Source organism: Pseudomonas sp. PS01299 (assembly GCF_029960145.1).
Lineage (GTDB): Bacteria > Pseudomonadota > Gammaproteobacteria > Pseudomonadales > Pseudomonadaceae > Aquipseudomonas > Aquipseudomonas putida_A.
Genome location: NZ_JASCPO010000174.1, coordinates 1 through 12,463, shown reverse-complemented (window position 1 = coordinate 12,463; position 12,463 = coordinate 1). Strand labels below are relative to the sequence as shown.

The 12,463-nt window shown below is 58.7% G+C and carries 10 protein-coding genes; 5 read left to right on the top strand and 5 right to left on the bottom strand.

The window, feature by feature from the left end; translation table 11 throughout:
* Positions 1-163: 163 nt before the first annotated feature.
* From QMX91_RS23020 to QMX91_RS23000, 5 genes are read right to left on the bottom strand one after another with little or no spacing between them, the layout of a single operon-like run.
* On the bottom strand, positions 164-541 hold the full coding sequence (locus tag QMX91_RS23020; RefSeq protein WP_003225116.1) for a response regulator: 378 nt from the start codon (positions 539-541) through the stop codon (positions 164-166).
* Positions 542-585: 44 nt separating this feature from the next.
* Positions 586-1,800, bottom strand: a complete 1,215-nt coding sequence (locus QMX91_RS23015; RefSeq protein WP_027612747.1) for a hybrid sensor histidine kinase/response regulator — start codon at positions 1,798-1,800, stop codon at positions 586-588.
* The gene (locus QMX91_RS23010; protein ID WP_097087405.1) at positions 1,794-2,387 is read right to left on the bottom strand and encodes a chemotaxis protein CheB; all 594 of its coding nucleotides are present in this window, start codon (positions 2,385-2,387) and stop codon (positions 1,794-1,796) included. Before QMX91_RS23010 ends, QMX91_RS23015 begins: the two co-directional genes overlap by 7 nt.
* Positions 2,384-3,217: a protein-glutamate O-methyltransferase CheR gene (locus tag QMX91_RS23005; RefSeq protein ID WP_027612745.1), complete on the bottom strand. Its 834-nt coding sequence runs from the start codon at positions 3,215-3,217 to the stop codon at positions 2,384-2,386. Before QMX91_RS23005 ends, QMX91_RS23010 begins: the two co-directional genes overlap by 4 nt.
* Complete coding sequence (locus QMX91_RS23000) at positions 3,217-6,717, bottom strand: response regulator (protein ID WP_282413435.1); 3,501 nt, start codon at positions 6,715-6,717, stop codon at positions 3,217-3,219. The genes QMX91_RS23005 and QMX91_RS23000 overlap by 1 nt, the downstream gene beginning before the upstream one ends.
* A gap of 262 nt (positions 6,718-6,979) precedes the next feature.
* Between QMX91_RS23000 and QMX91_RS22995 the strand changes: the two genes are divergently transcribed.
* The 5 genes from QMX91_RS22995 to QMX91_RS22975 all read left to right on the top strand — a co-directional run bounded on the left by QMX91_RS22995 (position 6,980) and on the right by QMX91_RS22975 (position 12,358).
* On the top strand, positions 6,980-7,342 hold the full coding sequence (locus QMX91_RS22995; RefSeq protein WP_135295868.1) for a response regulator: 363 nt from the start codon (positions 6,980-6,982) through the stop codon (positions 7,340-7,342).
* A gap of 82 nt (positions 7,343-7,424) precedes the next feature.
* On the top strand, positions 7,425-8,717 hold the full coding sequence (locus QMX91_RS22990; RefSeq protein WP_282413434.1) for a glycosyltransferase: 1,293 nt from the start codon (positions 7,425-7,427) through the stop codon (positions 8,715-8,717).
* 144 nt (positions 8,718-8,861) lie between these two features.
* Entirely contained in the window at positions 8,862-9,731 is an 870-nt protein-coding gene (locus QMX91_RS22985) for a phosphatidylinositol-specific phospholipase C domain-containing protein (protein WP_282413433.1), read from the top strand.
* A gap of 68 nt (positions 9,732-9,799) precedes the next feature.
* A complete protein-coding gene (locus QMX91_RS22980; protein ID WP_135295871.1) occupies positions 9,800-10,705 on the top strand; it encodes an AraC family transcriptional regulator in 906 nt (301 codons plus the stop codon).
* Between the two features lie 342 nt (positions 10,706-11,047).
* The gene (locus QMX91_RS22975) at positions 11,048-12,358 is read left to right on the top strand and encodes a sugar ABC transporter substrate-binding protein (protein ID WP_103367022.1); all 1,311 of its coding nucleotides are present in this window, start codon (positions 11,048-11,050) and stop codon (positions 12,356-12,358) included.
* The last annotated feature ends 105 nt before the right edge of the window (positions 12,359-12,463 follow it).

Below are 12,463 nucleotides of genomic sequence, written 5' to 3'. Positions count from 1 at the left end.
CTTTCGATCTGCTGACCGCCAAAGTCCGCGAGATGATCCAGAACTGATCCCCCAAAACGACTGTAGGAGCTGCCGCAGGCTGCGATCTTTTGATCTTGTTTTTTAAGATCGAAAGATCGCAGCCTGCGGCAGCTCCTACATGGGGAGCATCAGCCGCTATAGATCAGGCCAGCAATTCCTGAATCTTTTCCTGCAGCACGTCCAGATCGAACGGTTTTTCCAGGATCGGCGCCTTGCGCGTGATCGGGCTGCCGGTCTCGCGGATTTCCTGCGGGTAACCGCTGATGAAGATCACCTTCAGATCCGGGCGCAGTTTTACTGCCGGCTCCGCGATCTGCACGCCGGAGATCCCGCCCGGCAGGCGGAAGTCAGTGATCAGCATGTCCAGATGCGGCTTGCTCGCGAGGATCTCGAACGCCTGCTCGCCGTTTTCGGCCTGCAACACGCGGTACCCCTGCCCCGACAGGTAATCTGTCAGCACCATCAAGATAACCGGTTCGTCCTCGACGACGAGTACTACATCTTGTGCATCTACGCTCATGGGAAGCCTTTGTTCGGTCAATAGCTGCTGATACGACCGTGCGGTCACTCAGAGGTTGCGTCGGATATGCCGTTTTCCTGGATTGGCAGACAAACGCGAAACAGGGCGCCTTCGTTGATTTGACTCTCGACGACGATGGAACCGCCATGGGCGGCGACGATCTGCTCGGAAATGAACAGACCCAGCCCGAGACCAGCCACTACCGTCTTGGCGGAAACCCGTTCGAACTGTTGGAAAATGCGCTTCTGGTTCTCTTCGCTGATGCCGATGCCACGGTCCTGAACCTCAACCCGCGCCTCGTCGCCTTCACGGTACACGCGCACCTGAATCGGGCTGCGGCCACCGTAGCGCAAGGCATTGGTCAGCAGGTTGGAGACCACCTGCTCGATGCGGAATTCGTCCCAGTAACCTTCCACCGGCTGCGGCGCGGTGAACGACACTTCGGTCTCCGCCGCCTCTATCTGCTGGGCGAAATTCTGCAGCAGGTTGCTCACCAGTTGCGTCAGGTCGAAACGATTCGGCCGGATCGACAGCTTGCCCGTGCGGATACGCGAGACGTCGAGCATGTCTTCGATCAGCCGGATCAGGCTTTTGATCTGGCGCTCGTCGCGATCGACCATCGCGTGCATCTTGTCGAGGGTGAACGCCGCGGCGTTGTCCCGCGCCAAGTGCATCTTGCGCAACTGGGTTTCGAGTATCAGGCCATTGAGCGGCGTGCGCACTTCGTGAGCGACGATTGACATGAAGTCATCGCGCATGCGCACCGCCTGCTCCAGCTCCAGTTGCGTGCTTTGCAGTTGTTGCAGCAGCGCTTCCTGCTCGCGACGGGCCTGCTCCAGGGCTTCGACCTGTTGTTTCATGGCCTTGCTCTGGCGGTACAGGTCGACGAATACGTTGACCTTGCTCTTCACCGCGTGGATATCCAGCGGCTTGTGCAGGAAGTCCACCGCCCCGCTCTCGTAGCCCTTGAACGCGTAGTTCAGTTCACGGCCGGCGGCGCTGACGAAAATGATCGGAATGTTCTTGGTTTTCTCGGTGCCGCGCATCAACTCGGCGAGCTCGAAGCCGTTCATCCCCGGCATCTGCACGTCGAGGATGGCCATGGCGAACTCATGTTGCAGCAGCAGCGAAAGTGCTTCGTCCGCCGACAGCGCCTTGTACACCGTGCGGTCCTCGCGCTTGATCAGCGCTTCGAGGGCCAGCAGGTTCTCCGGCAGATCGTCGACGATCAGCAATTTGGCCTGGATATTACTCAGCATGCGATTCGTTCCAGCTCGACAAGCAGACGGCCGATGCCGTGAATGGGTAGGACATGGTCAGGCTGCTGAATTTTCAGCGCAGCCAGAGGCATGGTGGCGACCTGTGCGTCCTGCGGGTCTTGAACGATGGTCAGTCCGCCACGCTGCTTGACTTGCGCCAGGCCGCGAGCGCCATCGTGATTGGCGCCGGTCAGCAACACGGCAGCCAGGGTTTCGCCGTAAACATCAGCGGCGGACTCAAACAAGTAGTCGATGGCAGGTCGGGAATGGTGTACGCGGTCCTCAAGACTCAGCGACAAACTGCGATCCTGCTCCACCGACAGGTGATACCCGGGCGTGGCGAAATAAACCGTGCCGGGCATGATGTCTTGCTTGTCGGTCGCCTCTGCCACCGGCAGCATCAGGCGCCGGGAGAACACTTCGGCCAACTGACTGCGCCGCTCCTCCGGCAGGTGCAGCACCACAATGATCGGCAACACGTAACCCTGGCGCAACGGCGCGAGCAGAGTCAGCAGGGCCTCAACCCCACCGGCTGAAGCACCGACCACGATGGCCTCGACACGAGGCAAATCCACGGCATCGTTCATAATTTGCGGTAGATCCGTTCTTGTTTGACCAACGGTTCGAACTGATTCGAGTAACCGGAAAAATCCAGCGTTTCCTTGCTGCCCAGCACCAGAAAGCCACGGTGGCACAGCGATTCGTGAAACAGACCGAAGGCACGGTCCTGAAGTTTCTTGTTGAAGTAAATCAGTACGTTGCGGCAGGAAATCAACTGCGTTTCGGAGAACACGCTGTCCGTCGCCAGGCTGTGATCGGCGAAGGTCACGTTCTCACACAGGCTCTTGTCGAAGATCGCGTAGCCATAGGCTGCGGTGTAGTAATCGGCAAAGGAACGCTGACCGCCGGCTTGCTGGTAATTGGCAGTGTAGGCCCGGACATTCTCCATCGAGAAAATGCCCTGTTTGGCCTTGTCCAGCGAGCGCGGGTTGATGTCGGTGGCGTAGATGATCGTACGGTCGAGCAGGCCTTCTTCGCGCAGCAGGATCGCCATCGAATAAACCTCCTCGCCAGTGCTGCACCCGGCGATCCAGATCTTCAGCGACGGATAGGTGCGCAGCAGCGGCACCACTTCCTTGCGGATTGCCAGGAAGTGCGACGGATCGCGGAACATCTCGCTGACCGGGATCGTCAGCAACTGCAGCAACTGCATGAACGCCGTGGGATCGTGCAGGACTTTCTCTTGTAACGCCGAGATCGTCGCGCATTCGAACTGACTCAAGGCGTGCTGCACCCGGCGCTTGATCGAAGCGCCCGAGTAATCACGAAAATCGTAGCTGTACTTGAGGTAGATGGCCTCAATCAACAGGCGTAATTCGATTTCGCTGTTGCGCTCCGCGGAGTGACTGCTATCCACTAAATGCGTTCCATCTTCGGTAACCACACGCGAATCAACGAGAACAGGCGATCCAGATCGATCGGCTTGGCCAGATAATCGTTGGCGCCCGCCTGCAGGCAGCGCTCCTGATCGTCTTTCATGGCCTTGGCCGTCACTGCGATGATCGGCAGTTTGCGCCAGCGCGGATCCTTGCGGATTTCAATGGTGGCTTCAAAACCATCCATCTCCGGCATCATCACGTCCATCAGCACCAGGTCGATGTCCTCGATTTCATTCAACTTATCAATCGCTTCGCGACCGTTACGGCCGATCACCACGACTGCGCCCTTGTGCTCCAGCGCACTGGTCAGGGCGAAGATGTTGCGCACATCGTCGTCCACCAGCAGCACCTTGCGGCCTTCGAAGACCTTGTCGCGGCTGCGGGCGGTCTTGAGCATCTTCTGCCGTTCATGGGACAACTGCGATTCGACTTTGTGCAGAAAGAGTGTCACCTCATCCAGCAGGCGCTCCGGCGAGCGCGCGCCCTTGATGATGATCGAGCGCGAATACTTGCGCAGCTCGGCCTCTTCATCGCGGGTCAGGTTGCGTCCGGTGTAGACGATCACCGGCGGGAACGAGCAGATGTCCTCGGTCGACATGCGCTTGAGCAGATCGTTGCCGAGCATGTCCGGCAATTTCAGGTCGATCACCATGCAGTCGTAAATCGTCGTGCGCAGTTTCTCCAGCGCGTCTTGCGCCAGACCGACCGCGGTGATCTCGATGTCCTCGTCACCGATCAGGCGGGCAATGCTTTCGCGTTGCAGATCGTCATCTTCGACCAGCAGCACGCGCTTGACCTTCTGAGTCAGCTTGGCTTCGAGACGGGCGAACACGTCCTTGAGCTCTTCGCGGGTGGTCGGCTTGACTGCATAACCGATCGCGCCCATGTGCATCGCCGCTTCAACGCGGTCTTCGACCGAGATCACGTGCACCGGGATGTGCCGGGTTTCGGCGTGTTCTTTCAGACGTTGCAGCACGGTCAGACCGGAGTGATCCGGCAGACGCATGTCGAGCAGGATCGCGTCCGGCACGAACTCGCGGGCCAGGTCATAACCTTCATCCGCTCCGTGCGCCACCAGACACTGATAACCCAGTTCGTGGGCCAGGTCGTAAAGGATGTGGGCGAAATTCGGCTCGTCTTCCACCACCAGAATGCAGCGCGTGGCGAACGGCGCCTTGCCACGGTCATCGGCAAAACGCGGGATGTGCACCGGCGCCAGTGGTGACACCGAGATCGATGGCGGCTGAACCACCGGTGTCGGGGCCAATGCCGGCGGCGTGAAGGTCAGCGTAGCTGCGGGGCTGTCACCCGGCTCGCTGTATTGCTGCGGCAGCACCAGGGTAAACACACTGCCCTGCCCCGGCGCGCTGCTGACGCTGATCGAGCCACCGAGCAAGGCCGCCAGATCACGCGAGATCGACAAGCCCAGACCGGTGCCACCGTACTTGCGGTTGGTGGTGCCGTCAGCCTGACGGAACGCTTCGAAGATGCTTTCCTGCTGATCTGCGGCGATACCGATCCCCGAATCGCGCACGATGAATGCAATGCGCTCGTTCGGCTGGCCGGCGATGGTCAGGCTGACCGCGCCGTGTTCGGTGAACTTCACGGCGTTGGACAGCAGGTTCTTGATCACCTGCTCCAGACGCTGGCGATCGGTGTACAGCATGATTGGCGCATCCGGCTGCAACTCGACGCTGAACGTCAGTTGCTTGTCCGCCGCCAGCGGTTCGAACACGCTGCGCAGGCCGTCGGCCAGCCGCGCGACGCTGGTGTTTTCCGGGATCACTTCCAGCTTGCCGGCCTCGACCTTGGAAATGTCGAGAATGTCGTTGATCAGGTTCAGCAGATCGTTGCCCGCCGAATAGATCGACTCGGCGAACTTGACCTGTTCGGCCGTCAGATTGTCCTGCGGGTTCTCGGCCAGCAACTTGGCGAGGATCAGCGAACTGTTCAGCGGCGTACGCAGTTCGTGGGACATGTTGGCGAGGAATTCGGACTTGTACTTGCTCGAACGCTGCAGTTCTTCGGCGCGTTCTTCGAGCTGCACCTGAGCCTGATTGAGTTCGGTGTTCTTCTGGTCCATGGCGTCGCGCTGCTCGGCCAGAGTCTGTGCCTGTTCGGCCAGCTGCTCGTTGGTCTGCTCCAGCTCGACTTGCTGAGTTTCCAGATGCGCCTGGGATTCCTTGAGAATGCGCGACTGTTCTTCCAACTCCTCGTTGGCGGTTTTCAGCTCTTCCTGCTGCACCTGCAACTCTTCGTTGAGCTGCTGGGTTTCGGCCAGCACTTCCTGCAGACGCTGGCGATAACGCGCCGCTTCGATCGAGGTGCCGATGTTGCCGGCAATCAGTTCCAGCAAATCGATATCGCGATCGGTGAGCGGGCGCAGGAAGCCCAGTTCGATCACCCCGTTGACCCGGTCATCATCACTGGTCGGCACCACCAGCACACTGTGCGGCAGACCTGCGCCCAGGCCGGAGCTGACTTTGAAGTAGTCGGCCGGAACCGAATCCAGGCGAATCAGTTGCCCCTGCTGGGCAACCTGGCCGACGATGCCTTCGCCGCTGTAGATCTGCTGATCTTTTTCTTCCTGTTCGCGGGAGAATCCATAGGACGCCACGCGCTTGAGGCCGCCGTGTTCTTCGCGTACGTACAGCGCCGCCACCGCAGTGCCCAGATATTGTGCGCAGAACTGCAGGATGTTGCGCCCCAGCAGGTTAAGCGTCAGTTGCCCCAGCACCTGTTCCGCCAGTTCGGTCTGGCCGCTGCGCATCCACGCCTGGCGCTCCAGACGCTCGGCGCTGGCTTGCTGCGCTGCAAGGTTGGCGCTGTAGCTGTCCGACAGGCTGACCAGATCGCGGCGACCGACATACGCGAGCAAACCGCTGATCGCGGCGATGAACAGCAGGTACAGAGTGATGCTCCAGATCGTGGTACGGCGCACCTCTTCGTTGCGCGTGGTGCGCAACTGCTGCTCCATGTCGATCACGTCTTCGAACTGCTTGCGGATCTCATCGGTCAGGCGCTTGCCGCGCCCGGCCTTGACCGCGCCCCGGTAGTCACCGCTGGAGCGCTGCAGATCGATCATCGATTGCGCGTAGTTGCTCCACTCAGTCTGCAATGCCTGCAAACGACGCAGACGATCGGTCTGCACCGGGTTGTCGGCAGTCAATTCGAGCAAGGTATTGAGCGCCACGTTGATCCGCGGCTTGGCAGTCTCGTACGGGTCGAGGAAGTGCTCGTCGCCGCTGAGCAGGAAGCCGCGCATGCCGGTTTCCAGATCAACGGTGAGTTTCACCGCTTCGTTGGCGTTATTGATCACCCGGTCGGTGTGTTCCACCCACTGGATCACCGAGAGCAAATAGGTGATCAGCGAAATGAAAAACACTGCACTGATCGCGCCGACGCCCAAAGGCAGACTGATGTTGCGCGTCAGGAGTTTACGGAACCGTGCTTCGTCAACTGTAGACCGAGTGGACATGAGGCAGCCTTGTCGAACTGTCGAAACCCGGGAGTTTGCCCCAAAACGGTACTATGGATCCATTTTTCTCACCGCCATGATGGCAATTTCCTACATTTGCTGCACTTCCCGATCAGGCAACGGGTATCCTTGCCGCCCCGATTTGCAGCTAATCTTTTTCGTATCCGCTCGGGAACTTGTGGCCATGCGCCACTTACTCATGCAAGAGCCCGGCATTTTCGACCGGTCGCCGTTCCGATTTCATTTCTTGAGAGCTATCCCTATGTCCACCCCAGAGTCCACCATCCTTGTAGTAGAAGACGACGACATCGTACGCATGCTCATCGTCGATGTGCTCGAGGAGCTGGAATTCAGTGTGTTGGAGGCCGATGACGGCGAGTCTGCGCTGGAGATTCTCGGGGATCAGAGCAAGGCTATCGACTTGATGATGACTGACTACGGCCTGCCGGGCATGACAGGCAGTGAACTGGCCGGCAAGGCACGTGAACTGCGCTCCACCCTGCCCGTTCTGTTCGCCAGCGGTTACGCCGAAAACATCGACGTACCTGCGGGCATGCATGTGATCGGCAAACCGTTCTCCATCGATCAATTGCGTGACAAGGTCAAGGGCATTCTGACCAAGTGATTGGCCTTGATCCGGCAGCGGCTGCAGATGTGCTCTAATTGCGCGCCATTTTTAGCCGCCTGCCTGCAAGGAACCCCCGTCAATGACTGCATCACCCGCCACCAAAGTTCTGGTCATCGGTTACGTCTGGCCCGAACCGCGCTCTTCGGCAGCCAGCGGGCATGTGATGCAGATCCTTGGTACGTTTCTGCAGCAAGGCTGGGACATCACCTTCAGCAGCCCGGCCGGCCCCGGCGAGCACAAGGCTGACCTGACGGCGCTGGGCATCCGCGAAGTGCCGATCGAACTCAACAACAGCAGCTTCGACAGTTTCATCAGTGAACTGGCCCCGGATATCGTGCTGTTCGACCAGTTCATGATGGAAGAGCAGTTCGGCTGGCGCGTCGAAAAGCAATGCCCGAATGCCTTGCGCGTACTGGAGACGTCCGACCTGCAGAGCCTGCGCCACGCCCGCCACCAACGGCTCAAGGAACGTTTGAAAGACGACCCGGACAATCAGGACTTCAGCGCACTGTTCGCCCCGGCGCTGCGTGAAGAGTTCGAGTTGATGGCCGACACTGACCTGGCCAAACGGGAAATCGCCGCGTTGTATCGCTGCGATCTGAACCTGATGATTTCCGAAGTGGAAATCCAGTTGCTGGTCGAACAGTTTCAAGTCCCTGGCGACCTGCTGCACTGGTGCCCGCTGATGCTCGAACCACCGCGCGATTCGTTCGTGCCCTTTGAAGAGCGGGCGCATTTTCTGAGTATTGGCAACTTCCGTCACGCGCCCAACTGGGACGCCGTGCTGTGGATGAAGACCGCCATCTGGCCGCTGATCCGCCAGCAATTGCCCGGCGCCCAACTGCATATCTACGGTGCCTATACGCCGCCCAAGGCCACAGCCCTGCACAACGCGGCGCAGGGGTTTCATGTGATGAACTGGGCAGAAGATGCGCTGCAAGTGATGTCGCAAGCCAGGGTTTGCCTGGCGCCTTTGCGTTTCGGCGCTGGGATCAAGGGCAAGATCGTCGATGCGATGCTCTGCGGCACGCCCAATGTCACGACACCCATCGGCGCCGAAGGCATGGGCGGCGCATTGCCCTGGCCCGGTGCGGTGGCTCAGTCGGCCCAGGCCCTGGCCGACACCGCTGTGGCGCTGCACGAAGACAGATTGCGCTGGGCTGATGCACAGCAGGCCGGCGTCGCGTTGTTGAATGCGCGCTATCGGCAGACTGATCACGGCCCGGCGCTGATCGCTCGCCTGCAATATTGCCGCGACAACTTGTCAGCATTACGTCGCGCCAACTTTACTGGCAGCATGTTGCGTCACCACTTGCATAAAAGCACTCAATACATGGCGCAGTGGATCGAAGCAAAGAACCAGAAAAGTTGATAATTAAAGTGCAAAACCACATTGCCAATACTTTGCAAAGAGTGCTGGCTTGTACTTTTTCCGTTTGCACCAAAGAATAACTTCCGAACTGACCAAACAAGTTGACTGGTCGGAAATTAAACTTTATCTGCAACGGAATGCACCATGAGTAATTACCCTTTCAAAAACTGGATGGCGGCTACACCGGATATGGACCGACTGACCCTTAGTGAAGTGGTCTGGCCCGGCGCGCATAATTCCGGGCTGGATTTTGATTTTCCGTACCCGACTTATCTCCAACCCGCCCAGAACTGGTTTGTCTGTCAGGACGGTCCGTTCATTCAGCAACTTAATGAAGGCGTGCGCGCCTTCGACTTGCGTCTGCATTCAGATGAACACTGGCTGGGCATCAGGAAGTTTCATACCTTTCATGGCGTGAAACTGCTCCAGGGACGCTCCTTGAGCGAGCTGGTAAAAAGTCTCAATTTTTTCCTCAATGAAAATCCGAACGAGTTCATCGTATTGGACTTACATGAACTCAAGGGCACCAACGATCAGCCATTCGATTACAAGGGTTTCCATGAAGTCATCACCACGGAGCTGGCTTCGCGGCTTATTCCCCGAAACAACGGTCATCTGACCCTTGAACAACTTAAAAGGGCCAGTTCGCTACAACGCGTGGTGTTGGCAAGCGACTCGCACCCGGATTTCAATTCGCCCCTGTACTGGCCGAAAATCCGCCATGAATGGAGCGGGTCGGACATCACCTCGCCAGAGCAACTCAAGCAACACATCACCCGAACCCTGGCCAACCCGCCGGTACCCGGCAGCCTCTGGTCATTGTCGGCCACCAGCTATGGCGAACTGGCCGGCGTCAAGCGGATCACCGACGAACTCGATCAATGGTTTGGCCCAGACTCGGGATGGGCGCCGAAGTGCAGCATTATCAATGCCGACTTCATCGGTGGCACTCCACTGATCGGCCATTGCCAGCAGGTCAACCAGTCCAAAGGTCTACGCAAGGCCCGGGGCTGAGGCGCTGGAACTGTCCGTGGCGCGCGTGCATGATGGGCACCTGAACACCACAACAAGACGCATCGGACATGACTCGGGCAACCAGAATCACTGATCCCTCCTACGAACTGATGGACGACCATAACGGGTTGTCCATCATCTACCGTCAGCATGGTTTTCCGTGCCCGTTAGTGCGCTGGCATTTTCACAAGGAATACGAACTGCACCTGATCGTTGCCAGTTCCGGCAAGGTCTTCATCGGCGACTACATCGGCAACTTTTATCCGCAAACACTGTTCCTCACCGGGCCCAATCTGCCGCACAACTGGATCAGCCAGGTGGCCGACGAAGAGGTGGTGGAAAAGCGCGACATGCTGGTGAACTTCACCGATGAGTTGTTCGACAGCGGGCACCAGGTGTTCGCCGAACTCAAGACTTTGGCGCCGCTACTGGAGCGTGCGCAATATGGCATCGAATTTCGCGACAAGGATACGATCCGTCAGGCCATGACGTTGATGCAGCGAATTGCCGACACCCGCGGCGTAACCCGTCTAGGGCACTTTTTCATTCTGATGGAGCTGCTGGCAGCGACTGACGATTATCAATTGCTGTCCGGCGCCACTAACACGCAACTGGCCGACGAGCACAACATCGACCGCACCAACCGAGCGGTCGATTTCATCTTCGACCATTACGCCCGCGAATTGACTCTGGAAGAAGTCGCCGATCATCTGGGGATGAAGCCGACCTATTTCAGCCGCGTGTTCAAACAGGCCACCGGGCGCAACTTCATCGAGTTCGTCAATCGCCTGCGCATCAGTAAATCCTGCGAACTGCTGGCCGACGGCGACAAACCGGTGACCGAGGTGTGTTTCGAGTCGGGGTTCAATAACATTTCCAACTTCAACCGGCGCTTCCAGCAACTCAAGGGCATGACGCCGTCGCACTATCGACGCCTCGCTGTACAACGCCTGACCGAACAAAACCTCGGCTGATATTACCGCCCCTTGTAGGAGTGAGCCTGCTCGCGAAAGCGGGGTATCAGTCAACTGATCTGCAAATTGACACAGCGCTTTCGCGAGCAAGCCCGCTCCCACAAAAAGCATCCGACGCGATGAAACCTGTACTGATTCGATAGCCCCTCCCCACTGAAAAGCCCTTCCCTGCGTCTACCGCAACAAACCCCAGTGCAAAAAAGTATTGATTCGAGTGCGACGGATGATTTGTCAGTCCGTCGATTGAGGGCTGTAATCAGCGCACATTCTTCCTGCATTCGGAAGACACAAAAACAATAACTGTCCTTCTGCCGCCCGCCGGGTGCAGAAAAGGAGTGCACGATGCAACCCACTGCAAAAGCTCTGCTAGCCCTCACCTGCATGACCCTCAGCAGCGTCAGCCTTGGCGCCCAGACCCTGACCATCGCCACCGTCAACAACAGCGACATGATCCGCATGCAAAAGCTCTCGAAAACTTTCGAGTCCGAGCATCCGGAGATCAAGCTCAACTGGGTGGTGCTGGAAGAAAACGTCCTGCGTCAGCGCCTGACTACCGACATTGCCACTCAGGGTGGCCAGTTCGATGTGTTGACCATCGGCATGTACGAAGCGGCACTCTGGGGCGCCAAGGGCTGGCTCGAACCGATGAAGGATCTGCCGGCTTCTTACGCCCTCGACGACGTGTTCCCGTCGGTGCGCGAAGGCCTGTCAGTCAAGGGTTCGCTGTATGCCCTGCCGTTCTACGCCGAAAGCTCGATCACCTACTACCGCACCGACCTGTTCAAGGACGCCGGGCTGAGCATGCCCGAGCGCCCGACCTGGGAACAGATCGCCGGTTTCGCCGAAAAACTCACCAACAAGGATAAAGAGCAGTACGGCATCTGCCTGCGCGGCAAGGCCGGCTGGGGCGAGAACATGGCGTTGATCACCACTGTCGCCAATGCTTACGGCGCGCGCTGGTTCGATGAGAAATGGCAGCCGGAATTCACCGGCCCGGAATGGAAAAACGCGCTGAATTTCTACGTCGACACCATGAAGAAATCCGGCCCGCCGGGCGCCTCCAGTAACGGTTTCAACGAAAACCTCGCGCTGTTCAACAGCGGCAAATGCGCGATCTGGGTGGACGCTTCCGTCGCCGGCTCGTTCGTCACCGACAAGACCCAGAGCAAGGTCGCCGATCACGTCGGTTTCACCTTCGCCCCGCATCAGGTCACTGACAAAGGTTCGGCGTGGCTGTATTCATGGGCACTGGCGATTCCGACCAGTTCCAAGGCCAAGGACGCCGCCAAAGCGTTCAGCGCCTGGGCCACCTCCAAGGAATACGGCGAGCTGGTGGCCAAGACCGACGGCATCGCCAACGTACCACCGGGCACCCGCGCCTCGACCTACAGCGATGCTTACATGAGCGCCGCGCCGTTCGCCAAGGTCACGCTGGAATCGTTGAAAGCGGCGGATCCGAGCAAACCGACGCTGAAACCGGTGCCTTACATCGGCATTCAGCTGGTGACCATTCCTGAATTCCAGGGCGTGGGCACCCAGGTCGGCAAGCTGTTCTCGGCGGCGCTGATCGGCCAGACCACGGTGGATCAGGCCCTGACCGCCGCGCAGCAAACCACCGAACGCGAGATGAAGCGCGCCGGTTATCCCAAGTAACCACTGAACGACTTGCTCCTGCCTCCTGTGGGAGCGGGCTTGCTCGCGAAAGCGGTGGGTCAGTGTCATGTGTATTGACTGACACGACGCCTTCGCGAGCAAGCC